23 protein-coding genes are annotated in these 24,993 nt (G+C 43.5%); 5 read left to right on the top strand and 18 right to left on the bottom strand.

Features of this window, described 5'->3' with window-relative positions; translation table 11 throughout:
- Positions 1–64: 64 nt before the first annotated feature.
- From FIV04_RS21180 to FIV04_RS21090, 17 genes are all read right to left on the bottom strand, one after another.
- Positions 65–526 (bottom strand): GNAT family N-acetyltransferase, encoded by a 462-nt coding sequence (locus tag FIV04_RS21180; protein WP_152470424.1) that lies wholly within the window; start codon positions 524–526, stop codon positions 65–67.
- Between the two features lie 10 nt (positions 527–536).
- On the bottom strand, positions 537–788 hold the full coding sequence (locus tag FIV04_RS21175) for a hypothetical protein (protein ID WP_152470423.1): 252 nt from the start codon (positions 786–788) through the stop codon (positions 537–539).
- 142 nt (positions 789–930) lie between these two features.
- Positions 931–1,197 carry a TonB family protein gene (locus FIV04_RS21170; protein WP_253895459.1) on the bottom strand — a complete coding sequence of 89 codons (267 nt, stop codon included), beginning with the start codon at positions 1,195–1,197 and terminating at the stop codon, positions 931–933.
- Between the two features lie 220 nt (positions 1,198–1,417).
- On the bottom strand, positions 1,418–1,825 hold the full coding sequence (locus FIV04_RS21165; RefSeq protein WP_152470422.1) for a hypothetical protein: 408 nt from the start codon (positions 1,823–1,825) through the stop codon (positions 1,418–1,420).
- A gap of 472 nt (positions 1,826–2,297) precedes the next feature.
- Positions 2,298–2,927: a DUF1349 domain-containing protein gene (locus FIV04_RS21160; RefSeq protein ID WP_152470421.1), complete on the bottom strand. Its 630-nt coding sequence runs from the start codon at positions 2,925–2,927 to the stop codon at positions 2,298–2,300.
- An 80-nt stretch (positions 2,928–3,007) separates the two neighbouring features.
- Positions 3,008–3,463: an N-acetyltransferase gene (locus tag FIV04_RS21155; RefSeq protein ID WP_152470420.1), complete on the bottom strand. Its 456-nt coding sequence runs from the start codon at positions 3,461–3,463 to the stop codon at positions 3,008–3,010.
- Positions 3,464–3,611: 148 nt separating this feature from the next.
- On the bottom strand, positions 3,612–3,908 hold the full coding sequence (locus FIV04_RS21150) for an antibiotic biosynthesis monooxygenase (RefSeq protein WP_152470419.1): 297 nt from the start codon (positions 3,906–3,908) through the stop codon (positions 3,612–3,614).
- Between the two features lie 15 nt (positions 3,909–3,923).
- Entirely contained in the window at positions 3,924–4,295 is a 372-nt protein-coding gene (locus FIV04_RS21145) for a DUF4440 domain-containing protein (protein ID WP_152470418.1), read from the bottom strand.
- Positions 4,296–4,968: 673 nt separating this feature from the next.
- The gene (locus FIV04_RS21140; RefSeq protein WP_172974295.1) at positions 4,969–5,349 is read right to left on the bottom strand and encodes a nuclear transport factor 2 family protein; all 381 of its coding nucleotides are present in this window, start codon (positions 5,347–5,349) and stop codon (positions 4,969–4,971) included.
- A gap of 82 nt (positions 5,350–5,431) precedes the next feature.
- Positions 5,432–5,938 (bottom strand): hypothetical protein, encoded by a 507-nt coding sequence (locus tag FIV04_RS21135; RefSeq protein ID WP_152470416.1) that lies wholly within the window; start codon positions 5,936–5,938, stop codon positions 5,432–5,434.
- 235 nt (positions 5,939–6,173) lie between these two features.
- Positions 6,174–6,833, bottom strand: a complete 660-nt coding sequence (locus FIV04_RS21130; protein WP_152470415.1) for a Bax inhibitor-1 family protein — start codon at positions 6,831–6,833, stop codon at positions 6,174–6,176.
- A 110-nt stretch (positions 6,834–6,943) separates the two neighbouring features.
- Positions 6,944–7,486 carry a hypothetical protein gene (locus FIV04_RS21125; RefSeq protein WP_152470414.1) on the bottom strand — a complete coding sequence of 181 codons (543 nt, stop codon included), beginning with the start codon at positions 7,484–7,486 and terminating at the stop codon, positions 6,944–6,946.
- A gap of 150 nt (positions 7,487–7,636) precedes the next feature.
- Positions 7,637–7,885 carry a hypothetical protein gene (locus tag FIV04_RS27215; protein WP_253895575.1) on the bottom strand — a complete coding sequence of 83 codons (249 nt, stop codon included), beginning with the start codon at positions 7,883–7,885 and terminating at the stop codon, positions 7,637–7,639.
- Between the two features lie 303 nt (positions 7,886–8,188).
- Entirely contained in the window at positions 8,189–9,841 is a 1,653-nt protein-coding gene (locus FIV04_RS21105) for a TIGR04141 family sporadically distributed protein (protein WP_152470413.1), read from the bottom strand.
- A gap of 258 nt (positions 9,842–10,099) precedes the next feature.
- Positions 10,100–11,011, bottom strand: coding sequence for an SIR2 family protein (locus tag FIV04_RS21100; protein ID WP_152470412.1), 912 nt, complete (start codon positions 11,009–11,011; stop codon positions 10,100–10,102).
- Positions 11,012–11,382: 371 nt separating this feature from the next.
- Positions 11,383–12,342: an EamA family transporter RarD gene (gene rarD / locus FIV04_RS21095; protein WP_152470411.1), complete on the bottom strand. Its 960-nt coding sequence runs from the start codon at positions 12,340–12,342 to the stop codon at positions 11,383–11,385.
- A 349-nt stretch (positions 12,343–12,691) separates the two neighbouring features.
- Positions 12,692–15,274 carry a molybdopterin oxidoreductase family protein gene (locus FIV04_RS21090; RefSeq protein ID WP_152470410.1) on the bottom strand — a complete coding sequence of 861 codons (2,583 nt, stop codon included), beginning with the start codon at positions 15,272–15,274 and terminating at the stop codon, positions 12,692–12,694.
- A gap of 511 nt (positions 15,275–15,785) precedes the next feature.
- Here FIV04_RS21090 and nirB point away from each other — a divergent pair.
- The 4 genes from nirB to FIV04_RS21070 all read left to right on the top strand — a co-directional run bounded on the left by nirB (position 15,786) and on the right by FIV04_RS21070 (position 22,392).
- Complete coding sequence (gene nirB, locus FIV04_RS21085) at positions 15,786–18,368, top strand: nitrite reductase large subunit NirB (protein WP_152470409.1); 2,583 nt, start codon at positions 15,786–15,788, stop codon at positions 18,366–18,368.
- Between the two features lie 125 nt (positions 18,369–18,493).
- The gene (nirD, locus tag FIV04_RS21080; protein WP_032552319.1) at positions 18,494–18,838 is read left to right on the top strand and encodes a nitrite reductase small subunit NirD; all 345 of its coding nucleotides are present in this window, start codon (positions 18,494–18,496) and stop codon (positions 18,836–18,838) included.
- Positions 18,839–18,978: 140 nt separating this feature from the next.
- Complete coding sequence (locus FIV04_RS21075) at positions 18,979–20,448, top strand: NarK family nitrate/nitrite MFS transporter (protein ID WP_152470408.1); 1,470 nt, start codon at positions 18,979–18,981, stop codon at positions 20,446–20,448.
- 138 nt (positions 20,449–20,586) lie between these two features.
- The gene (locus FIV04_RS21070; protein ID WP_152470407.1) at positions 20,587–22,392 is read left to right on the top strand and encodes a bifunctional protein-serine/threonine kinase/phosphatase; all 1,806 of its coding nucleotides are present in this window, start codon (positions 20,587–20,589) and stop codon (positions 22,390–22,392) included.
- Between the two features lie 73 nt (positions 22,393–22,465).
- Here FIV04_RS21070 and cra read toward each other — a convergent pair whose 3' ends face one another.
- Entirely contained in the window at positions 22,466–23,470 is a 1,005-nt protein-coding gene (cra, locus tag FIV04_RS21065) for a catabolite repressor/activator (RefSeq protein WP_152470406.1), read from the bottom strand.
- 386 nt (positions 23,471–23,856) lie between these two features.
- Here cra and fruB point away from each other — a divergent pair, with 386 nt between their 5' ends.
- The gene (gene fruB, locus FIV04_RS21060) at positions 23,857–24,990 is read left to right on the top strand and encodes a fused PTS fructose transporter subunit IIA/HPr protein (protein WP_152470405.1); all 1,134 of its coding nucleotides are present in this window, start codon (positions 23,857–23,859) and stop codon (positions 24,988–24,990) included.
- Positions 24,991–24,993 lie beyond the last annotated feature (3 nt).

Below are 24,993 nucleotides of genomic sequence, written 5' to 3'. Positions count from 1 at the left end.
ATTATTTACAGAGTCATCATTAATGGTGTGGTATGAAAAACAAGCGATTACTGATGGGCTGCTTTTACTTCACAAGTTTACGCTCAAGTCGTACTTCTATGGCTTTTTCGCCTGAAGTATTCGTCAATTCAAAGTCGTCGGACTCTATTCTCTCTACCACTTTAAAGCCAAGTGACTCAAAAACATTAACGTTACCGGTTTGTTCAACGCACCAAACCGATATTTGATTAGCATGAGGGAACATTTGCTGAACTTCCGAGATCAGATGTCGAGCAACTCCTTTTCGGCGCGAAGTGGATGATACGGCAAGTGCGCTCAAATGGAGAGTATCCCCACTGAGCTTAACGCTTACAACCGCAACCAATCGCTGTTCCAAATAATAGCCGAAGTAGGTCCAATCACCCGTTGACGCCATTTTGTTCTGTTGAGCCAGCATCGTTGGGCGATAGATACTTCGTAATTCGGCAAACACCGTCTTCGAGAATGCTATGAGGGACGGATCAGTACTCGGCAGTCGCTCTATCATTGGGTGACATCTACTTTAGTATTTTGCCAAACACCCAGTTGATCATTGAGAGAAACAGCACAGGCACTATAAACCATAGAATTATTGGCACAGCGACTACCAATATCAACCCGATGACTCCAGACACAAAAACACCAATTAGTGGAAGAAACACAAACAAAAACAACGCAACGACTCCACCAATCGCTGACAATACAAACAGCATAACCAATGCAATTGCGAAAGGGTTTTCTATTTTTCGTCCGTTAATAATGACCTGCATTGATAATTTCCTTATCTATCTATAAACAAAGTAGACCCTCTAGCCTCTATGTTATTTCTCAACCCTATGTTGGGTTAGCTTTAAAATCGAAACGAATTTGTTGAGGAACTGATTCTACACTTTCGAAGGGCTCATATTTCCATTAGGTTAGAGCTCGGACAGCTACTTCGTCGAACAGCCCTTTAGGGAAAGATTTTACAACGACTACATTCCTTACATCCCCTTGGCTGGTTACGTTAAATGTCATCTCAACATAGCCCGATAGCCCATTCTCGACCGCGACTTTAGGGTACCTAGGGTTGGTTTGCTCTCTCACCTTAAGGTCTTCATAAGCGGTGAAGTCGATTCCTTCCATCAATCCAGCGCAGCCAGACAACAATACCGCCATAAACAGTGATATAAATTTCACATCCACCTCAGATTTTACAGCGCCAGAATTCAGCAACTGACGCAGTGGTTTTATATCAGCTCAACTCGCCTTTCACTTCGACATCTTTGATACCGAGGTACGATTCAATCTCGTGTTCAAGAAACAACGCTTGTTCACTTAATTCCAATCCAGATACCAAACGTATATTTTTACGATCTTTTAATATGACTCGTACCTCGAACGTTACACTTGAGCCGTCTTATGACTTCTTGACAACCTCTTTACAGTAAACTTGTTCGATCGATGATGAAGGTATGAGTTTTTTAAAACCAAATGGTACTGGTGATATCTTAGACTCAACAAAACTATGGCTGACAGAAACAGTGGTTTTATTTAGATAACAAGCAATAACGTAGTAAGTCAGAAATATTCCTATTGCAAGATGTATTAGCGGGAACGCTAATGTCACAGCATTCTCTTTCGTAAACCCGCCCGAACTTAGAGCATTGCTATACCAGTAAAAAAGAAAACTATCCCAGACAACAACAAACACCGTCATAAACAACGTTTGATTTGAAAACCATCTACGTTCAATTTTCATCCCATCAAAGCTTGAGTTAATAGTCATGCCCTCAGGAATACCAACGTCCATTTTTAATTTATCCACTTATTTGACCTAATGTTTTTGAATATGGTGAGCAAACGAATGACATTGATTTTCCACAACGAGCGTCTGCAAAGGTTGCGTTTAATTCCGCTCAGTGGAGGCACAATGTCTATTTGTCTATATTTTTTTGGGTATTAACTTAGCCGAAAGCCTGTTTAGCTTAATGCTGTAAAGTAAATGTAATGCCATACGTTATACGTTAACCACACGCAATAAATTCACAGAAACAATAATAGGAATGACCATCATGCGTATAGATGATGAAATGTGTAACTGTGCACACTATTAGACTCTATAAGTTTCAAAGTTGTTTATAAAAATCCAATTACAACAGGGAGATAGGAAAAGTATCAATGACTTCCGGATTGAGAGGGTTGGTTTTAACTGAATTAGACAACAAAAAAGAAGTAATACGGGGCGAAGGTGGCGCCAACATTCAACTGTGGACGCCACAGACTCTTACTATCTAAATTTAGGCTTCGTGCGCCAGCCACTTACATGGTTCTAGAGAGAAATCAGTGAATTTCGCAGTGAACGATGATTTAAGCGGGCTGCACGCATAGACACCAAAGCTCACTGTATTCTTAGCTGGCATTGGTGGGTTGCATTTGCCCATTTCCGCTGTTGTTTCACCGAGCTTATGCAGGTGGAAAATTCGCATTTGCTTAAAGTGGATTCCATCAAACGATGACTCGATTAAGAAATCTGGACCACGGCGGCTAAGACGATACCAAATTGAATCTGGCAATGGGATGTCCGATGTCGCCCAGTCTGAATACCCTAGGTTGGTCACTACGCTTCCTAGCCTTGAAAACTCTTCATTCTCATACTCAATCGAGGCTTTGAACCAGTTATCACTGTCTAAATATATAATCAGGCCACATTGGTCAAACTGAGCTTGATACTCAAAACTAACCTTGGTTGTAAACGTGAAATTTTCCTCAGATTCAATCTGTAATGCAGGCGCATTATCATTTCGAAATCCATAGTATGAGCGCTGCCAAAAGTCGGTTTCCGGCTCGGTTGTTATCGAAACAAATTCATTTGTAACTTCGCTTACCTTAGGCTCGAAAAGCCATTGACCAACTGTAAAGTTCACCATGTTATAATCTCTCGTATCCTGTCGATTTGGGTATAGGTTCCAGCCTTAAACTATTGGCTCAAAACCTTTGCATACCAGTTTTAACGCACGAAATACTTTATCATGTCATATTGGTGCAATCCTTGACCGAAACCATCTTCCACTACTGCAACCGTTCTAAAACCATAGCGATTGAATAGATTTTCCATTAACTGAGTGGTCGAGATATGGATATCGAAGAGGTTCCCCTCTGCTTTAATGCGACGTTCAATCTCGTAATAAAACTTGTCTGCTGTTATTAGCAAGTTCCTATGCCCAAGAGAACCTTGTTCGAACATTACCCAAGCGATGCCATGTGCATTACCTTTGGTGTAGTGCCCTCCACAACCAATAACGCGGTCGGCCGCTTCAACAACCAGATAGTTTTCATCTGCGTAATTGTCTAGAAAATCGACCAAGTCCGACTGGTCACTTTCAATAAAGTACTTAGGACAGTTTGAGAGCAAGATATCAACGACGGCTTGCTTGTCACTTGGTTGATATGGTCTGAACTTCATAGCCAGGTATGTCTCCGATTAAATCACGCCCTAATAAGGCGAAAGAACCCATTGTTTATACCATGATGAGCTAACGTAAACATCAAACTACGCCACAGCTTAAATACCAAGCGTTGTGATTCAATCTTAATGAGGTGAATAAAGCGTTCTATTTGGTTCTGTCTTCAATTTCATCGAACGCTTCTACTGAAATGCGTTCGGCGATATCACGCATCTTTTGCATTTTTTCTGGGTTTCGGTTTCCCCAAAACAGCTCCCAATCTTCTCGGCTTCTCCACTTTGCAATGGTTAATACCTTGTCTAGCGTGTCCGACGATTGAAGCATAAAGCTACCGAATGCACCCTCTACCGATTCGTGAATGGATTCAGTCGCAGAGCGCCACACACTTTGAAATTCTTCCATTTTATCAAGTGGGACTCGCCACTCGTAGATTACTCTAAACATAAACGCTCCTTGTTGTTACTGAAGTTCAAATGCTTCACATGGAGTACCTTGATGATATTTCATCTGCCAGCATTGGCCGGTAAAAACCCAAATCGATGAACGCTTTGTATACGCGCTAATGCCTCCGGTCTTCGATACCCATGCAGATTTATAAAGGAGTAACTGAACAGATGCCTCCAAAGCAATACACTCAAACTCTTGGGAATGAATATGCCCGTCGGTTGGTTCCTCACTTTGAAGCATTTCTATAATGGCAGCATAATCAAAGCTACTCCCAGAACGGCCTACTTCTTTAAAACTCGAATGAAGTAATCTTTGCACTTCATTTAGGTTCTGCCTAATTTCATACTGATGCAAGGCGATTTCCTGTTCAATGAGAACTTCCATTGTTTCTCCTTTTAATCGAACTGTTCGCACACTAACCGTTCCCTTCTAAAAACTTCTTCAGTGTGTGCGAAGAAGCCTAATCTGAGATAGATTTTTACTCGATAGAACACCTATCAAAACTACTAACATAGTCAGCAGATTACCCGTGTATGAACGAATAGAATAACTAGGACATAGAAAAGAGTTTTTCAACACAGTATCAATAGTTTGGTGATCATAACTTTCGTATAGACATGGTAACTGTCCAAGCAACATGGCTATGCTGCAAGAGACTAAAATGGCTATTGATGAAAGGTAAATTAAAGGGACTTCTCGTTTAAAACTAACTTTCGAGTAGAACCCATAAACGCTAGCAACCAACAGAAGAACCATAAGGCACAAGTAGGCGGTATAAAAAGGAAATTTGAACGCTGTTAGTCCGACAAAGTCACTGTCGTCTAACGCGTTTGTTGCAGCCCTTACATAAAAAATGGGAAACGATAGTAAACCCATTATCACTGGGATTATCGTCTCGTATTTTAGTCTCATTAAATGTGTCCTTTATGCTTATAAACTAGATAGATTGAGCCTTCCGAGGCTCACTTATAGCTGATGGATTAAATGTACCGAGAACAAAAATAATCAGTGGCGCCGACGCTAACATGAATCATTCACAAGTTGCGAGGCGTATATCTTATTCAGAGACGACTTTTACCCACTTGGCTCGCCACTCCTGCGCTTCCATAGGGTCAGGCCAGAATTCCTTTTGCTTCACGATTAAACCATTTTCAACGGTATGAAAGGTAATGGCACGAGCTTTTTGTACACTATCTGTTATTGAAACATCCGTTACAACCGTTGTTCCATCACAGACCAGCGAATGAATTTCAAATTCCCAAACACCATTTGCAGGATAATAGGAATTAATCGCTGTGAAGTTTGCTCGACCAACTGTAAGTTCACCTGATTGCGGCCAAAAACCCTCAAAATCAGGACTAAGCCATTCGCTGGCTTTGGCAAAATCATTAGTTTTCATCGCATCCCAGAAAGCTAGGACGACTTCTTTTGAATTCATTGTATCTTCCATGAGTTGTCATGATGGAGGGTGTGTAAACGAACCACCGAACCGAATAGTTATAGCTCAAACACTTGTTAACTCATTGTCTTACAGAGCTCATAAACTTAGTGAAATCATCTGCATTTGGAACCGTCGTTTCACTAGTCGAATTGAAGTTAATGACTGCGACGGATTTCTCGTATGGACGGATCAAAAATGCGTTGAGTACATTTGTATTTTCGTAATTGAAAAGAAGCTCCAGGTATACCCATTGCACTCCGTTAATGTCTTTAACCGAACTTTCTTTCCAGTCGATATATGGCATCATAGAATCATAATATTCCTGATATGCCTCTCGTACCTCTTCAAGCTTGAAATTAGAAAGATCAATACTTTCCAACTTCATAGATATTGCCGAATTTGAATCTTTATTACCATAGGCCTTCATGATCCCATTCACAAAGCGCCAGTTCCGCTCTATTTCATTCTTGCTTAATAGAACATATCCATCCGGCAGTTCAAATTTTATGCCTGTACTTTCCAATTCCTGCGCATTTGTATAAACACTCAACACCAAAAGTAGTAAACCTAATAAAACTCTCTTCATTGAAAACCTTCCATGAGTTAGAGGCCCGTTAAGTAATGAGCAACGTAACACTTATATTCCCATGCGACCTTAACCTCTAAACAGGACACACATTAAAAATGCCACGCTTTATGAATCAACCTCAATCAGTTTGTTATGCATCTAGCTCAGGGTGAATACCAGCGCACTCAAGCTCTATGCCCCCGAAGATGCCAAGTGTTGAGAATCAACTTTAATACTTGCTATCTGACTTCTATTATTTGCGTCCCATAATTCTAAGTATTCTCAAGAACAGGTTAATGATATCCATGTATAGCGCTGCTGCGCTATCTACTGCATTGTCTATTGTTTTGGGAATTTGATTTGCTCGTCCCCAGTCATAACCAATGTAACCACAGAAAAGGATAACAACAGCCCAGTCTATCCATTCTTGATGGATTCCAAGTACAAATATTTGAAAGAGCTCGACCACTAGTACAACTACTAACGCAATAGTTAATGCACCAACGATTCTTTGAAAAAATGCAGGGAAAATTGTTCCCAGTAGCATCATCATGCCAGTCACTAGACCTGTAACCTTAATGGCACTTAGAACCAAAGATGGGTCATAGTGTGATACAACCAAGTTGATGATTAATCCAAAAGGGACAACTACAAAGTTGTAGCCAACAAAACTAACCAATGGGTTCGAAGATTTACTGAATAAGTAGACTCCAAAGAAGCAGCTCGCAAAATAGGCGATGAAAAAGACCCAAGGATTAATAGCTGTAATTGACTCAACCGGAATGTTCCCAACCATTAACCAATTAATCCAAAAACCCCAGCACAGCACAGCTCCAATAGTGAAATTATACAGTCGAGAGCTTACTTCTTGTTCTCCGTTGTTAGTGCGTTCAAAAACATTCGATTCCATCATACTTCGTACTCCTCTCCTTATTCACACAACACCAATCTATGAGGGAAAAATACAGTTGGCTAAACCGCGCGAAGCGCAAACCAACTGTATTTCCCTACTCGAGCGCCTTGTTAGCTTTTTTTAGCTATACAACCAACAAATTCTTCATCCTTAAGAGCTTCTTCAATATTAAGTTTCATAACTTCATTCAGCGTACCAAAAGGGTTCGCAAATTTTGCCGTATTTTTTGCTATTGTGTGTATTTTATTATAACAATCACTGCCATCAGATTTTTTCAAAACGTAATTGACTTCTAGAGTCCAATCAATGCTATAACCAAGATCATCAATTAAAAATTCAATGATCTCTCCTGTAAGTTGATTTTCGGACTCTTTGACATCGAGACCAACAAATCTAGATTCAGTAAAAAGTGCCGTTTCAAAGTACTCATCAACGTTTTTTTCTAATAAAATTGAACCCATTGCGGTATTTCTAATTTGATTAGGTTTTATGTTCTTGTTATTTTCTCCTGGCAAGTATTTGAAATCACCTACTTTAACCTCTCCCTCCACACTCATTGTACTACTAGGCGCGTAATTTAGAGTAATAGGTGCACTTGAACACCCTGTAAGTATTACCGCTACTCCAATTGCACTTAGTGTCCTAATTTTCATATTTTTGTTTCCTTAATTATGACCAGTGGTCGATTAAAATTCGTAAAAGCTAGTGCCCTGTTCAGGGGTGAGCAGCACTATAAAAAAGCCGCCACATAGCCGCCTTAAACGCTAAAACCAACGCATAGTAAAAATGCCACGCGTTGCTAATTACTTTTGAAAAATTTGTTTGCTGGTTACCTCTACAACACCGAAAGCGACCAAATTTAAACTTGTTGCCTGAATAAACCACTCATGCCAAGGCATCGTTTCCTTAAAGCAATTAAAGTGAAATATGCTTCCATCAAACTTCGCGTTCATGATTTCATCAATCGGGTACTCTGGTGTTTTGTGGCTGACTACTGCACCATTATTTAACCAAGTAATACTTTTTTCATTGGATAGGTTGTATAGAGTCATCACCCCATTTTGAACAATTAGAATGCTTCAATTTGTACTTGGGTGCTCTTTGCTAATAAAAATACCGCTAAGAACGATGACAATCTTGGATTTCGTTCTGTAAACATCTTCGATAGATACATCATGAAAGTTCATCTTCTCAAAGTCAGTATTAATTTCCATATGACCTCCTGCCAACTAACGGCCTGTTAAGGTGAGAGCAACGCAATACTAATGCCAATGTATACGATCTTGATCATCAAATTCGACGGGTAGTAAAAGTGCCACGCATTGCGAATCGATTTTCAAGCATTTATTATGCAGTTACGAGGTTGGCTTTGCCTCTTTATCTACTCCGGCGACAGTAACTTTAAAACCTTTCTGAGATAGATTTTCAAAAGTTTTCGTAAGATTGACTTTACTAAAGAATGGCAAGTTTTCTTTCAAACCACTAGAGTCTTCACCTAGGATTAAAAATACAACTTCAACACCTGAACTTTCTAATTTTTCCAAAGGTACTGTCTCAACAACTTTTGGAGAGACTTTATTCCGGATAACAGAACGAGCAGCTTTCCTGAACTCACGGTCCCCTAACATTATTTCTGCTGCAACATTGCCTTGTGCAAATAAATGACTTAAACCTGCGGAGCCGCCTTTTCGGTGTTTTACATGAATAAATTGGCTGTCTTCTGTGAGTAAGTCACATAGCTCAATCGAGGTAGTAGTTCTTCCACTTTTAACCAACTTCTTATCTAACACAAAATACCCTTTTTCACTTGCAGCCCGTTCATTGTAGTCACCCTCTGTCTCAATTTTTTCAACAACCTTACCTTTGTTCTTGCCTTTTGTAGGGGTTTCTTCCCAAGTATAAACTTTGGGAAAATCAAGAGATGTTGTTTTAATATTTGCAAGAGTCTTATCAATTGAATCTACAAAACTATCCGCGATTTCGTACCATACACCAGAAAATAATATATATGTTTTCTTCGAATCTTTGATTTCAAAATAAACACAATCATAAACTTTATATTCTGTATCTTCTTCTTTCGAGTCAAAGACAAATAATCGGTCTCTTTTTAGAGAGTCGATTGACAGGTTTACAGTATCTAAATTTTCGAAATAATTTCCACTCTCAATGGTTGGCTTAACATTTGCTTTACACCGAGTAAAGCTAAAACCACTAATTAAGTCCCAGTCCAACATTTCAGGTATCGAAATTACTACATTTGGACAAGGTTTCTTAAGCTCATCAATCAACTTTTGGTTCAAAGGCTCAATATCTTTTTTCTCTTCTAAGCGCCTAATGTTGTCCACCCAAGCAAATGAGTCTTTGTAGTCTGAGCTTTTGTAATAAGTATAAATTTTATTTACCAAAGAAGGCATATCTTTGATTTCAATTTCTTTGCCAAAAGAAAATGTGGTTCCACTCCCTGATATATTAAATAGTCCAACATTAACTTTAGGCGCCCCTGTAACACCTCTTAGTAAATCCTTGGAAATATCAATGCCAAACACATCGACACTAGTCGAACGTGAGGCTTGGGATTTCTTCTGAACGCCTTGCTCGTCAAGTGTAACGACATCAATACTGCGGAGCGTGTCGTGATTTAGTGTATTAAGAGCGGTTTTAATACCAAAATCTGTAACAAAGCATCCCATGTCTAATAAATGTCTACCATAACCAAAAGTGATTGCCATCGTTGCTTCACTTGCTCTGATCATTAAAACTGCAGAGCTAGACCTATTTTGTAGCTCATCAATAGATATTGTTGTTAAAGACTCAGCAAACTTAGCCCAGCTAGGTGGCTTAGCTTTCGGAGTCTTGACGTACAAAACTCCTGATATCTCTAGCGAAGGTTTTAGCTCATAAGTTTCATAGTCAGCATTAGCTTTCAATAGCTTATGAAATGATGAAGATTTATGATCTTCATGAACTAAGAACACATTCAAGTGTTGGTATTTAGCAGTGTCAGGCATTGGAAACCTTAATAAATTTGACTCGAAGTTGATTATTTTGAAAAGAACATAAATAGCGCTAACTTTCAGTATCGATGTAAATAAAGTTGTTCAATTCGTGAATTATTACTTAATTTCATTATCCACTATCGATCACAAGCTGATTTAGAGCGGGTGGCATAACACTCTGTTAAGGGGTGAGCAACGTAATTCCGGAACCGCCGCATAAAACGTTAATTACTCAAACCAATACATATTTAAAATGCCACGCGTTATGAATCAACCATGAACAGCTTGTTGAGTGTATTTTTCAGAGATCTGGTCAATAACACAGTTGTAGTAACCAAGTTTATCTAATTGACTATCATCTATTTCTACGATTTGAACACCAACACTTTGGAGCAAGTCTAATTTACTTTTCGAGCTCTCAACATAGGTTTTGGGGATATAATAATAAATTTGGTTAAATATCAGTAACCGCTTAGTGTGCTTAGATTTCTGCCTGAAAGTGAGCAACCACCATAGATCAGTCTCATTAAAATCCAAAGATAACCCAAGAATGTGAACGTCTTTAGTAAAGAACATATCTACCCACGATAAGTGCTCAACTTTATCGTCTTTGAACCGTTTAGTTAAAGGAGGGAAAGACCGACGCTTGTATGTGTCTTTAGTTCCCGTTACAACATAGCTACGCATATGCTGTAGGTATCCGCTATAGTGCTCATAGCCTAATGTTATAGATTGATAAGCATTGGCAGAACCATGAATATGCCAAACTTTCTTATGCCCAACTTCGTGGTAGCGAAACATACTATATAGCGATTCTTTTATGAAACCACTATTCTTGAGCGACTTAGTGTTTGAGGACTCTGTAGATTCAAGGGACAAGTCGTAGTTAGTCGTGAGGATATTCTCACAACCTAATGTCATCAAACGTTCATGGATGCTGCTATATTCGATATCACTAACATGGGTAGCAACAAATTTTTTGACTGCGCGTTCGTCAAATGAGCCGCTAGTATCTAAACCTTTGAAATAAATTTCTTCATAAGCCAAAGGAAAGGGCTTATCTTGAGGAAAATCTACTGAGATCGACAAATGACTTGTAAGTTCATTGAGCAAATCTTCCCAAGATTTTCCAGCGACAATGTTATTAATGTCATTGCCGACTAGTACAACATAATCTCTCATATTTCCTCTATACACTTAACAGCTCTTTTAAACAGAATAATTCTGTATTTTTGTCCTTGAAACAGTTCAAGCTCTGTCTAACTAACCTCTTTAATAACAGAACCTTACCTACTTCTCCCTGTCCCTAATGTGACGAAAATCAGAAATATTTCATATGGTTTCATAAAAATACAGAAAAATTATAAATATACCGGTTACTTATCATACTTTTGGCTTGTTTGCTCGCCACAACCTAGGCATTTAGGCTAGATACCAGTTGGTAAAATAGTGGTTTACGAATCAGTATTTGATACTTAAAAAGAAAAACGCCGACAGGATCGTCGGCGTTAATGTGTAGAAGGGTTTCAGCTCCGTTGTTAAGAGCTAGCTGGTTAAGAACGCTCTTGTTTGGCGAGTCTGCTGGCTTTCATTCGTTTGTAGCCATCCATCACTAGGGCGATTAAGGCGAACGAGATTAACAGGTAGGTTGGTACTTCGTGCAACGCAATGTTGTCGCCAATGAGTAGCCCGACAATAAAAATGAAGGTTGGCTCTACGTAACCCATTAAACCGAACAGAGACACTGGTAACTTTGAGTAGGCGAATAGGTAGAGAAGCATTGGTGTAACCGATACTACCGCTAGGCCAAGGTAATACAAGTATGACGTGGCTGGCAGGTTCATAAAATAATCGGCTGGGTAGAGATAGAACATTCCAAAGATAGCCAAAGGGAGCATCATAATGTGGTCTACGGTCAAACCGATATCAGTCGGCATTGGGTTGGTTTTACGAAACATAAAGTAGACCGGATAGCCGAGCGCAACTACCAGTACCACCCAAGACAGGCCCGATGCCAACACATAGGTATAAATAGTCCCTGCCAAAGCGAAGTAACACGCCACTTTTTGTAGCTTTGTGAGGCTGTCTTTGTAATAGAAGCAACCAATCAGCACCATCACGATAGGCATGGTGAAATAGCCTAGCGCTAGGTTGAGGGTTTCTCCATTGGCCGGAGCCCAGACGAATATCCAATACTGCGGCGCGACAAGCACAGCTGAAGTTATGTATTTTGGCCACTTACGCCACTGCTTCAATGCATTCCACAACAGCGGCAGTCGCTTGGTGAAGAACAGCAAGATAAAGAACAGCATCGTACTCCAAATAATACGCTGCGTAGCCAGCCAATGACTCTCGCCACCTGAAATTAAACTTGGCCCCATATCCGGTTGGATTTGTACATAGGCAGGAATGCAAGCAAACAGCATTGAACAAAGTATCGATGCTGCCACCCCTTTTGATTGATCAGACATCAAGTGGGTGTATTTATGGAATAAAGCCTTTAACTGACTCATGAACTCTACCTATCGTAACTGCGCTTACAAGCAGCAAGACAACAACAAAAAAAGCGCTGTCATGGTTCAACAGCGCTTCTCAGTATCCAATCAATATCAGTTTAGGATAAGTCTGATTCTTTAATTGGTTCAGCGCATTGAATATCACCGCTCATTAAAGAATGCAATCATTAGATATCTAACTGCCTAAGATTTAACAAAGGTTGTTCACAAGATCACTACAAATAGAAGATTCCTCTACTTTTCAACTCATTAGTAAGTTAATAATCAATATTTTCCGTTGTAAAAGCTCACTAATCATTGATTTATCAGGCCAATATTACGTGCTAGAGATCATTCATCGCATCGACTATTTGGCTAACGTACTCAAGAACTCTGCTTCAAATTCTTCATCAGCTTCACGAGTTAAGCACGCCACCAGCCAGTCGATACTGTCATGGTCGAGCTTGCTGTTGACCACAAAAGCCTGCTTCACGCCGAATTGATCCAACTTGGCAGAGCCATAGTTCTTGAATGATTTATTGCCGTGGTAGTGAAGCGACTTAATCGAATCGGCGTCAGGTTCTGGTAGTGCATCAAGGGTGTTAGCTAGCTGAATCACCAGCTCCATTGGGTTCTTAGATGAAGATATGCGATACAAAAAGCCGCCCTCCACTCTTTGTCTTACCCAGTAATCAAACCCGCTGCAATCCATTACCTTGTCACTCACCAAGGCAGCTTCACTGCGATAGCCACACGCTTCTACCATGACTGGCGTATGTTTGAATTCCGGCTGACCAGATGCGGCATCGGTATGAGGCAGAATCAGATCGCACGGCTTGCTGTCTTTGGCGGTTGGCGCGTTCCAGTGAATAGGCATAAACACTTGTTCGCGGCGCATCTCTTTGGTGACCACTAAACGCGCTTGACATTCTCCTTGTGCGCTACGTACTTTCACCACTGGATTGACGGTCGCGTGGTTGAAAGCATCTAAGCCAAACTCATCAAGGTTCAATTCAGCAACCGTGTCTGGGTGCATGGCAACAAACGGCTCTGGTGTGTGTTCGCCCAAGCCAGCAGCCAAACCCGTGCGGCTCATCGTGTGCCACTGGTCGCGGATACGGCCAGTGTTCATGATAAGAGGGAACTCGACACTGGTATCAGCAATGGGTTTGTCGTGCTCCACCGCGATAAACTGCGCTTTGCCCGATTCGGTAAAGAACTCGCCGTCGGTGAACATGCGTTGCTCGATGATCTCTGGTTGGTACTCAAGTACCGGCCACTGCTGCGGGGTGAGTTCGCCATAGCCCTTCTCATCGAGTTTGGTTAATCCAATTAAGCACAAGTCGCGCGCTTTGCCCGTTTCATTACCGAGTGCAGTCATCTCGCAATACTCTTTGAAGATCTCACCTTCGTGTCGGTAATCAAACTGGTCTTGGAATCCCATCTTTTGCGCCACTTCCTTTAGTATCCACCAGTCTGGCTTGGCTTCCCCTGGGCTTGGCAATATTCGGCGCTGGCGCGAAATTCTGCGTTCAGAGTTGGTTACGGTACCCGACTTTTCGCTCCAACCTTGGGCAGGCAACACCACATCAGCCAAGCGTGTAGTTTCTGTATCGGCAATGCAGTCCGACACCACAACAAATGGGCACTTCTCTAATGCGGTTTTGATTTTTTCGCTATCAGGCAGGCTCACCACAGGGTTGGTCGCCATGACCCATACCGCTTTGATCTTGCCGTCGTTCATTGCATCGAATAGGTCAATGGCCTTTAAACCCGCATGGGTTGCTAAGTTGTCGGTCTGCCAAAACTCGCTCACGGTTTGGTGTGATTGCGGATCGCCAAATTCAAAGTGCGCCGCTAAGGTATTGGCTAAGCCACCTACTTCACGACCACCCATGGCGTTCGGCTGGCCTGTTACCGAAAATGGCCCCATACCTGCCTTACCGATTTTGCCTGTCGCCAAATGGCAGTTGAGAATCGCGTTGACCTTGTCGCACCCTTGGGTAGATTGGTTTACACCTTGAGAATAGATGGTGAGCACCTTGTCGTTGGATGCAAACAGAGAGTAGAACTGCGTGAGCTGCACTTCAGTTAATCCTGTCAGCTCTGAAACGCTCTTGTCACCCCAACCATTTTCGGTATAGCGATATCGCGTCGCTGCTCGAATCGCTTCGGTAAAGCCTTGGGTGTGCTTATCAATGTAGTCTTGGTCGAGGTTATCGTGGTCATCGAGATAAGCTAACAAGCCATTAAACAGTGCAACGTCAGAGCCCGATTCTAATGCCAAGTGGATGTCGGCAATTTCACAGGTGTCGGTATAGCGCGGGTCAATCACGATCACTTTCATTGCTGGGTTAGCTTGCTTAGCCGCACGCAGGCGTTGAAAGAGAACAGGATGACACCAAGCGAGGTTTGAGCCGGTGATCACCACCACTTCCGCTTGTTCAAGATCTTCATAACAGACTGGAACGGTATCGCTGCCGAATGCACGTTTATGCCCTACCACACTCGAAGCCATACAAAGGCGTGAGTTACTGTCGATGTTGGCGCTACCAATAAAGCCTTTCATCAGTTTGTTGGCAACATAATAATCTTCAGTCAGAAGTTGGCCTGATACATAAAAGGCGACCGAGTCTGGGCCGTGCTCTTCTATGGCTTGTTTGAACTTGTCTGCCACCAGCTGCGACGCTTCGCCCCAGGGTAACAGCTGCTGTCCGCTTGCGACTCTTTTCATCGGTTGGGTTAAGCGGCCTATCGGCGTGACGGTATCGCCCAGTGCTGCGCCTTTAGTACATAGCTTGCCATAGTTCGATGGGTGCTCTTTGTCGCCACGCACTTCCAATTTACCTGAAGCAGTCGGCCTTACTTCAATGCCACAACCTACGCCACAGTAAGCACACGTTGATTTGATCCAATCCTTGTTTGAACTCATCACTCTTCCCTCGTGCAATGTTCTTTTTTATCTCTTCCACCAGAGTATTCAGAAAGCCATTTTCAGCTCTCTCTCAGTAGTGAAAATTTCTCTTTTTTAATAAAGCAATTTGCGCACCACTATTTAACCTAACGCAAGACAATAAAAAACTAATTAAATTACAACAACTTAAAATCAATACAATTACAAAGCTTGAGGTTAATTAAATCCAACCGAAGAAATATTGAGATATTTGCACCATGTTGATCAATTTTGCACCACAAAGGCTCATTTTCATAAATCTCTTACTTTTCAAACCTACCACTTTAGGGGTAATTGAGTCGTTTGTTATTTAGTTAAGCCATTGAATATATTAATTAATATTATTTTTTACGATCCCCTTTTTTATCTGGCACCCTACTTGCTGCCCTAAATACCAACAACCCAAAATTCACAGTTTTTAAGTTCATTGGAAGAACAGCAAATTACCCACCATTGAGAGTGGACTGTTTTTAGAAACGCTAGGAAGCCAGCAAAAAAGGAATTTACTATGAGCAAAAAGAAAATTGTCGTCGTTGGTAATGGCATGGTTGGCCACAAATTTATCGACAACATCATTCAAGCTGACTCAGACCAATATGAAGTCATCACCTTTAGTGAGGAATCGCGTCTTGCCTACGACCGTGTTCAGCTCACTGCTTACTTCAACGGCAAGTCAGCAGACGACTTAGCCCTCACCAGCGAAGCTTACTATCAAGAGAATGGCGTTAAGTACTTAGTGAATGCCAAGGTGACTGAGCTTGATACCGAAAACAAAGCAGTAGTCACCGACAGCGGACATCGTGAAAGCTACGACAAACTGATTCTTGCTACTGGCTCATTCCCATTCGTTCCACCAATCCCGGGTAACGACCAAGAACACTGTCACGTCTACCGCACCATTGAAGACTTAGATGCGATTGAGCTGTCGAGTAAGCAAAGTAAATCGGGCGTGGTAATCGGCGGTGGCCTGCTCGGTTTAGAAGCGGCTAACGCAGTGAAAAACCTTGGCTTAGAGACGCATGTGGTCGAGTTCGCGCCTCGCTTAATGGCGGTTCAACTCGATGAGGGCGGCGGTGCCCTACTACGCCGTAAGATTGAAGACTTAGGCGTACAGGTTCACACCGAGAAAGCGACCTCTGAGATTGTGGCAGGTGAAACCGCTCGCTACCGTATGAACTTTGCAGACGGCACACACCTTGAAACCGACATGATTGTATTCTCTGCCGGTATTCGCCCTCAAGACGCATTGGCTCGTAGTTCTGATATCGCGATTGGAGAGCGTGGCGGTATCGTGATTGATGATTACTGCCAAACCAACATCGATGATGTCTACGCGATTGGTGAGTGTGCACTGTGGGATAACAAGATCTTCGGCTTAGTGGCTCCGGGCTACTCTATGGCGAAGGTTGCGGCTAGCCACATCCTTTCTGATGGTGAAGATGAAAGCAGCTTCACCGGTGCAGACATGAGCACCAAACTTAAACTGCTAGGCGTGGATGTAGCCAGTATCGGTGAAGTACACGGTCAAACAGAAGGTGCGCAATCTTACACTTATAACGATGAAATCGAACAGGTTTACAAACGACTAATCATCTCAGCTGATGGTAAGAAGATCGTTGGTGCGGTGTTGGTGGGTGATGCCGAAGCTTACGGTTCACTGCTGCAAATCAAGCAAAACGATATGCCACTGCCAGAAAACCCATCGGTACTGATTCTCCCGAACCTCGCTGATGATTCTGGCAGCGCGATGGGTGTCGAAGCCCTTCCAGACAGCGCCGTGATCTGTTCATGTTTCGACGTAACCAAAGGCGATATCAAAGAAGCGGTTTCAGCTGGCTGTACAACAATGGCAGCACTGAAAGAGTCGACCAATGCTTCGACGGGTTGTGGTGGCTGTTCTGCTCTTGCCAAACAAGTATTAGACAGCGAACTAAGCAACCTAGGTGTTGAGGTTTCTAACGATATCTGTGAGCACTTTGCCTACTCTCGCCAAGAGCTGACCGACATTATCCGTGTCAACAAGATCAAGACCTTCGATGAACTGTTGGAGTCTCATGGCCAAGGCTTAGGTTGTACCGTGTGTAAGCCTGCGATTGGCTCTATTCTCGCCTCTTACTGGAACGACTACATCCTTGAAGATGAGCACATCGAGCTACAAGACACCAACGATATCTACCTTGGTAACATGCAAAAAGATGGCACCTACTCCGTCGTACCACGTATCGCAGGTGGAGAAATCACCCCAGACAGACTGATTGTGCTCGGTGAAGTGGCGAAAGAGTACAACCTCTACACCAAAATTACCGGCGGTCAGCGTGTCGACCTATTCGGGGCACAGCTAAACGAACTACCCGCTATTTGGAAAAGGCTGATTGATGCAGGCTTTGAAACCGGCCATGCCTACGGTAAATCGGTTCGTACAGTGAAGTCTTGTGTCGGCAGCACTTGGTGTCGCTACGGCGTTAACGACAGTGTCGGCCTCGCAATCAAACTCGAGAACCGCTACAAGGGCCTACGTTCACCTCATAAGATCAAATTCGCCGTATCTGGCTGTACTCGTGAGTGTGCCGAAGCACAATCAAAAGACATTGGCGTTATCGCTACCGACAAAGGCTGGAACCTATACGTGTGTGGTAACGGCGGTATGCGTCCACGTCACGCCGACCTATTCGCAACCGACCTCGATGAGAAAACACTGATTCAATACATCGACCGCGTATTGATGTTCTACACCCGTACTGCTGACCGCTTACAACGTACCTCTGTTTGGATGGAGAACCTAGAGGGCGGCTTGGACTACCTCAAAGAAGTGGTGATTGAAGACAAGCTCAATGTCGCGGCTGAACTGGAAGCGGACATCGCGCTCAACATCGAGAAGTACCAATGTGAGTGGAAGACCACCATCGAGAATCCAGTGAAGATGAAACGCTTCCAACACTACATCAACAGTGACGAGATGGATAAGAGCCTGTCGTTCATTACCGAACGCGAACAGCGCTTCCCGAAACCAAGTATCAACACTGACCACGATGCCGAGCGCACTCAAGCATTGAATAGCTCTAAACAGATTGAAATTACGGAAGTCTCGTAGCCAGTTTGGTCGTTAGCAGGCCCTTCACTACGCAATACTCTGCTAGCGACCTTCTTTCTTTACGACCTTCATTTTTAGGAAATTGAACAAAATCTAAGACTCAACAAATTGACAAGGAGACTGTCATGGAAAACTGGACCACTGTTTGCTCCCAAGAGGATCTAACGCCCAACGCGGGTGTGTGTGCCAAAGTGGCTGATCATCAAGTCGCGATCTTTTACTGCAAGCGCAGTGACAAGATTTATGGCCTTTCAAATTTCGACCCAATTGGTAAAGCCAATGTCATGTCACGTGGTATTATTGGCTCGTTAAGTGGAGAGCCGTACGTCGCTTCTCCCCTTTACAAGCAGCATTACCATCTAGAGACAGGAGCTTGCTTGGAAGAGCCTGAACACGCTCTGACTCGCTTTGAAGTGCGCAGACAAGGTAACGATATTCAAGTACTGGCACCCGAAGCGTTAGCAAGCTAATCACGCATTAGGTCGTATTTCAGAATCACCCAAACTCATGCCTTAGCCGCCTATAATTAAGTATTTAGGCTCGCTACGGAGTTGGCATGTGAACGGCTAGAAGAACTCTAGACACTTTCCATATTTAAAGGATTTAATACATGGATAACTCAAAATTTTCGCTGCTCTCATTTACAGGTAAGATGAAAATCTTACACCTTAGCTGGATTGCCTTTTTCATCACCTTTGTAGTTTGGTTCAACTTTGCGCCACTACTGCAAATGGTAAAAACCTCTTTAGGCTTAACCACTGAAGAGATCAAAACTCTCTTAATCTTAAACGTTGCGTTGACCATTCCGGCGCGTGTCGCCATCGGTATGCTGACCGACCGCTATGGTCCAAGATTGGTCTACTCTGCTCTACTCGCAATCTGTTCGATTCCGTGTTTCATGTTCGCGCTCGCTGATTCGTTCATGCAAGCAGCTATCGCACGTTTCCTACTCGGCTTCATCGGTGCTGGTTTCGTAGTAGGTATTCGCTTGGTGTCTGAGTGGTTCCCACATAACGAGCTAGGTACAGCAGAAGGTATCTACGGTGGTTGGGGTAACTTTGGCTCAGCAGCTGCGGCATTTACACTTCCTACATTAGCACTAGTATTCGGTGGCGAAGATGGCTGGCGTTATGCAGTAGGTGTGACAGGTGCAATGAGCCTTCTGTTCTCAGTTATCTTTTACAAAAACGTATCGGATACACCAAAAGGCTCTACTTACTTCAAACCTGCACAAATTACAGCGATGGAAGTAACGTCTAAGGGTGACTTTTTCTTTCTACTCATCATGAAGATCCCTATGTACGCGGCTCTTGCGCTACTGGCTTGGAAACTGTCTCCATCAGGTATCGGCATGCTGTCAGACTCAGCAGTATACGGTGTGTATGCGGTACTAGCTGCACTATATGTGTATGAAGTATCTCAAGTTTGGAAAGTGAATAAGAACGTCTTCAAGGAAGAAGTGCCAGAGATTCACCAGTACAAATTTAAGCAGGTTGCGGTACTTAACGTTCTTTACTTCGCGACATTTGGTTCAGAGCTGGCTGTTGTTTCTATGCTGCCACTGTTCTTCTCTGAAACCTTCGAACTAACGCCGGTACTTGCAGGTATGGTGGCTTCGGCCTACGCCTTTATGAACCTAATGTCTCGCCCAGGTGGTGGTTGGATTTCAGATAAATTCGGCCGTAAACCAACGCTGCTTATCCTAACTGCAGGTCTAGCTGTGGGTTACTTCGCAATGGGTCAAGTCGACAGCACATGGCCAGTATGGCTAGCGGTTGTTGCAGCAATGGCGTGTTCTTTCTTCGTACAAGCAGGTGAAGGTGCTGTATTTGCGACAGTACCTCTGATTAAGCGTCGTATGACGGGTCAAATCGCGGGTATGACAGGTGCTTACGGTAACGTGGGTGCGGTAGTTTACCTAACAGTGCTTTCATTTGTGAGCTACCAAACGTTCTTCCTTGTGATTGCAGCAACGGCGGTACTTGGCTTCCTGACTCTGATGTTTATGGAAGAGCCAAATGGTCAAATTGCTGAAGTAAATGACGATGGTAGTGTGACGCTGATTAACGTATCGAGCTAACCACTCATTGAATGATATCGGGAGAAGTAACCGGGAATGCGACACTCGGTTACTTCGTTCAAAAGCTCTTGTTTATGACCGGAGCTTTTGTTCTTTCCCTTCCTTTTCAAACAATGAGTAGATAGGAGCAAGGACGTTATGACTCTCTCATTTAGCCAAAGCCAAACAGCAGCGCCGGACACGGGACAAGGCATTCACCCGCAGGCAAGCAACCAACTCAAGCTAAACTATGGTGGTTACTCACATCAAGGAGTAAGAAACGAAAATCAGGATGCGATTATCGTTAAGCACCCTAAAACCCGTGCCGAACAAGAGTTCAAGGGCAGCGTGGCATGTATTGCCGATGGTGTGAGTTGCAGTGAACAGGGGCAAAAAGCCAGTCACACCAGTGTGATGCAGTTTATCACTGACTACTACGCAACACCGGAGAGCTGGAGCATTCAACGCTCGGCCCAGAAGGTGCTGACGTCTCTGAACTCTTGGCTGTTCAACGCCTCCTTCTCTGAACTGGATGACGATAAGCAGCTCGCACACAACACCATGGTCTCGACATTCAGCGCGGTGATCATCAAATCTAATACGGCTCATATCTTCCATGTTGGTGACAGCCGTATCTACTTACTGCGTGATGGCAAAATTCAGCAGCTAACCCGCGATCATACTCGCAAAAACTTGGTGAATACCCACTACCTCACGCGCGCTCTCGGTATGGATAGCCAACTGAACGTTGATTACCAAGCCCTGCCTATTAAGGCAAAGGACCGTTTCATTCTGACAACCGATGGTGTGCATGAGTTTGTTGATGAAGAAGACCTGATCGAAGGAAGCAATAACCAGAATGACTTTGAACTGGCAACTCAGGCGATCTGCAACAAAGCCCTAGCAATGCACAGTAAGGATAACGTCAGCTGCTTGATGATAGAGGTAACGCAACTGCCTAAGCCCTCATTGATTGAGTTTCATGAAAAGCTCGCGACGCGTGTCATTCCTCCGGTATTAAAACTTGGGCAGATGATCGACCAGTTTCAGGTGTTGGAAGTGCTCTACTCTGGCACCCGCAGCCACGTATATCGTGTGATGCAAACCCAGACCCAAACTGAATTCGTGATTAAAGTACCTTCAATGCAATATCACGACGATCCAGCGCAGCTCAAAGCGTTTTACAACGAACAGTGGGCAGGCATGCTGCTTAACAACAAACGCATTATGAAGGTCTACCCGACTGATGAACGTTCGCAGTTTCTTTATCAAGTGTGTGAGATGGTTGAGGGCGTAACCTTAAGGCAGTGGATGTACGACAACCCCAAACCAAGCTTGCCAGAAGTGCGCACGATTCTAGAAAAGATCATTCAGGGCATTCGTGTACTTCAACGTGCTGACATGGTTCATCGCGATCTGAAGCCCGAAAACATCATGTTACTACCGAATGGCGATATTAAGCTCATCGACCTTGGCGCAGTATTGATTCGCGGCATCGAAGAAGGTTTACCCGTTGAAGAAGATGCGGTTCCGCTTGGCGCCGTCAACTACATCGCTCCGGAAACCATTAAGCAGAATATTGCGACCACGCGCTCTGATCTGTTCTCGGTAGCGGTAATTGGTTATGAAATGCTGACAGGACAACTCCCTTATCCTGAAATGACGCCGCGATCTTTGGCTCAATCTCGTCATCATCAATGGCACTATCAGCCTATTACGCGCCTTCGTTCAGACTTACCCGCTTGGTTTGACTTGGTGTTACAAAAGGCGTGTGCTGAGCAGCCAACTGAGCGTTACTCCGTGCTCGGTGACTTTATCTCTGATCTCTACACACCAAACTCTAAACTAGTGAAACGTAAAACCCAGCAACCACTACTCAATAGAAACCCAATCCAGTTTTGGAAGGTACTGGCCCTATTGTTAGGTATTGTCGCGCTGGTCGAATTCGGTTTGTTGATTCAATAAAAAAGCCTCAGCACTTTAATGGCGCTGAGGCTTGGATAAGAAATTAGAGCTTACACTAACGGCATTGGCTAGGTTAGCTACGCTTTACAAGGCTTCGCGGCACCAGTTCAATGCCTGACTGGTAGCGTTTTGCTGAAGCGTTCAATGCCAACGCGAATGCGCTGTCTGCAATAACCTCAAACTGTTGTGGCAGTGAATGGACTTTAAATGGTAGGAAATCCAACAAACGGTTGTCACCAAAAGTCGCTAGCTTAACTTGATTAACCAACTCAGGCTTTTCAACCATCACATCCAGTACCCCTTCTAACAAGGTGTAGGACATAGTGACGATCGCATCAGGTATCGTGCCTTTCACAATCCACTCTTCAAAGATTTCGCGTCCTGATTCTCTATCGAAGTGTTCACCATAACCGACAACCGTAAGTTTGTTCTCTTTCAGCCCGTTTTGTTGGGTATGCGCTTTATTGGCCGCTTCAAACCCCAACTGACGCTCACGCGAGATGTTTAGGTCAGGTAAGGCACCAATTAAGCCAATGCTTTGAATATTGTCATCAAGAATAGAGTGCGTCAGTTCAAACGCCGCTTCGAAATCTTCACTGATCACACAGGCAAAGTGCTCATCGTCTAACGGACGGTCAATGGCGATAACTGGCGTTCCTGACTTTTGAAGTTGCAGATAGAACTCGTTAGCGTCCGGCATCGAGCTTGCGACAAGCAAAGCATCAATACGGCGACTCACAAGGGCTTCCGCTACTTTTCGCTCGGTTTCAGCGTCGTCGTCCGAACAGCCAATTAAGATCTGATAACCCACTTTGCGAGAGTTTTGCTCAATCAACTTAGCTAAACGTGCATAACTGCTGTTCTCTAGGTCTGGAATAATCAAACCAAATGAACGGCTGTTACCTGCCCTCAATGACGATGCTGCGTGGTCTGGACGGTAGTTGTGCTCGTTCACCACGGCCATCACCTTCTGCTGCGTTTTCTCGCTGATGCGGTACTTCTGAGCTTTACCATTAATCACATAGCTTGCGGTGGTTTTAGATACACCCGCCAGTTTCGCTATTTCATCAAGTGTCATATCAAGGGCCTGTATTTTGTGCGTAGGATCATATAACCAAAGTTCTGATCCTCGGAATAGTTGAATTATATGCTGAATCGATTCAGTATGAAAGCTGAAAGGATTCAGCAAAATCCGAAAAGTGACTCCAATCATCTTTTTTTAGCGACTTTGAGATTGATGACTATCTTTTAAGACTATCTTTAAAAGGAAACGAGGCACGGTGAGCAGCAATATCAGTTTTATCAAGAGAACTGGGCTTTGCTGAATTTTTTTACTCTTTTTGCTGAACCGATTCAGCTTAACATTCAGCAAGGTGTTCAGCACTCAATAAGCAGAACCTGAATCGGGATAACAGCAACAATGAAGCGACACGCTCAAACAAAGCAATAAGCTAAAGAGGCAACATGCTTAAACTAACTAAATCTGACATTTCGCTTGGTCAATCTGCGCAAGATAAGTTCCAAGCTATTCGTAACATCGCTGGCAAACTGACTGAGAAAGGTCTGGTTGATAAAGGTTACGTAGAAGGAATGCTGAACCGTGAGAACCAAAACTCAACTTTCCTTGGTAACGGTATCGCTATCCCTCATGGCACAACAGACACTCGTGGTTTAGTAAAAGAGACTGGCGTTGCAGTACACCACTTCCCTGAAGGCATCGACTGGGCAGATGGCAACCGTGTTTACGTAGCAATCGGTATTGCAGCAAAATCAGACGAACACTTAGGTATTCTAAAGCAGCTAACCAAAGTTCTTTCTGCTGACGGCGTTGAGCAAAAGCTGCAACAAGCGAAAACAGAAGACGAAATCATCGCCCTACTTCACGGTGAAGTTCAGCTTGAATCAGACCTAGACGCTTCTTTGGTTCAACTTAAATTCCCAGCAAGCGACATGGTACAAATGTCTGCCGTTGCAGGTGGCCTACTGAAAAACACAGGTTGTGCAGATAATGCATTCGTTGCTGATCTAGTGACTAAAACACCAACTCACTTGGGCCAAGGTTTGTGGCTTATCGGTAGTGACAAAGGCGTGACTCGCACTGCGGTGTCATTCGTTTCAACAGCCAATGATTGTGAGTTTGAAGGCACTCAAGTGAAAGCGCTTGTCGCATTCGCAGCATGTAATAGCGCACACCAAAACATCCTAGCAAACCTAAGCCAACTGGTTTTTGAAGGTAAGCAAAACGCTCTGATCGATTCAGACATCGAAGGCGTGATTGCTCAACTAAAAGGTGAAGCACCAAGCACTGCTGCTGAAGGCTCAGACAACCAAGCAATCTTTAAGATCAAAAACGCACACGGCTTACACGCTCGCCCTGGCGCAATGCTGGTTGCAGAAGCGAAGAAATTCGATGCAGCAATTCGCGTATCCAACCTAGACGGCGACGGCAAAGAAGTGAACGCGAAAAGCCTAATGAAAGTTATCGCGCTTGGCGTGAAACATGGCCACCAGCTGCAATTCACGGCTGAAGGTGACGATGCAGCACAAGCTATTGAATCAATTGGTAAAGCTATCGCTTCTGGCCTTGGTGAAGGTTAAGGA

Source organism: Vibrio sp. THAF190c (assembly GCF_009363355.1).
Lineage (GTDB): Bacteria > Pseudomonadota > Gammaproteobacteria > Enterobacterales > Vibrionaceae > Vibrio > Vibrio fortis_A.
This window is presented reverse-complemented; position numbering and strand designations above follow the sequence as displayed.

Coding starts and splice junctions, on each gene's coding strand:
- FIV04_RS21070 (WP_152470407.1), top strand. CDS start 20,587: ATGACTCTCTCATTTAGCCAAAGCCAAACAGCAGCGCCGGACACGGGA.
- FIV04_RS21175 (WP_152470423.1), bottom strand. CDS start 788: ATGCAGGTCATTATTAACGGACGAAAAATAGAAAACCCTTTCGCAATT.
- FIV04_RS21135 (WP_152470416.1), bottom strand. CDS start 5,938: ATGAAGAGAGTTTTATTAGGTTTACTACTTTTGGTGTTGAGTGTTTAT.
- nirB (WP_152470409.1), top strand. CDS start 15,786: ATGAGCAAAAAGAAAATTGTCGTCGTTGGTAATGGCATGGTTGGCCAC.
- FIV04_RS21155 (WP_152470420.1), bottom strand. CDS start 3,463: ATGAAGTTCAGACCATATCAACCAAGTGACAAGCAAGCCGTCGTTGAT.
- FIV04_RS21180 (WP_152470424.1), bottom strand. CDS start 526: ATGATAGAGCGACTGCCGAGTACTGATCCGTCCCTCATAGCATTCTCG.
- FIV04_RS21140 (WP_172974295.1), bottom strand. CDS start 5,349: ATGAATTCAAAAGAAGTCGTCCTAGCTTTCTGGGATGCGATGAAAACT.
- cra (WP_152470406.1), bottom strand. CDS start 23,470: ATGACACTTGATGAAATAGCGAAACTGGCGGGTGTATCTAAAACCACC.
- FIV04_RS21150 (WP_152470419.1), bottom strand. CDS start 3,908: ATGTTTAGAGTAATCTACGAGTGGCGAGTCCCACTTGATAAAATGGAA.
- FIV04_RS21075 (WP_152470408.1), top strand. CDS start 18,979: ATGGATAACTCAAAATTTTCGCTGCTCTCATTTACAGGTAAGATGAAA.
- FIV04_RS21145 (WP_152470418.1), bottom strand. CDS start 4,295: ATGGAAGTTCTCATTGAACAGGAAATCGCCTTGCATCAGTATGAAATT.
- nirD (WP_032552319.1), top strand. CDS start 18,494: ATGGAAAACTGGACCACTGTTTGCTCCCAAGAGGATCTAACGCCCAAC.
- FIV04_RS21130 (WP_152470415.1), bottom strand. CDS start 6,833: ATGATGGAATCGAATGTTTTTGAACGCACTAACAACGGAGAACAAGAA.
- FIV04_RS21125 (WP_152470414.1), bottom strand. CDS start 7,486: ATGAAAATTAGGACACTAAGTGCAATTGGAGTAGCGGTAATACTTACA.
- FIV04_RS21100 (WP_152470412.1), bottom strand. CDS start 11,011: ATGAGAGATTATGTTGTACTAGTCGGCAATGACATTAATAACATTGTC.
- FIV04_RS21160 (WP_152470421.1), bottom strand. CDS start 2,927: ATGGTGAACTTTACAGTTGGTCAATGGCTTTTCGAGCCTAAGGTAAGC.
- FIV04_RS21105 (WP_152470413.1), bottom strand. CDS start 9,841: ATGCCTGACACTGCTAAATACCAACACTTGAATGTGTTCTTAGTTCAT.
- fruB (WP_152470405.1), top strand. CDS start 23,857: ATGCTTAAACTAACTAAATCTGACATTTCGCTTGGTCAATCTGCGCAA.
- rarD (WP_152470411.1), bottom strand. CDS start 12,342: ATGAGTCAGTTAAAGGCTTTATTCCATAAATACACCCACTTGATGTCT.
- FIV04_RS27215 (WP_253895575.1), bottom strand. CDS start 7,885: ATGACTCTATACAACCTATCCAATGAAAAAAGTATTACTTGGTTAAAT.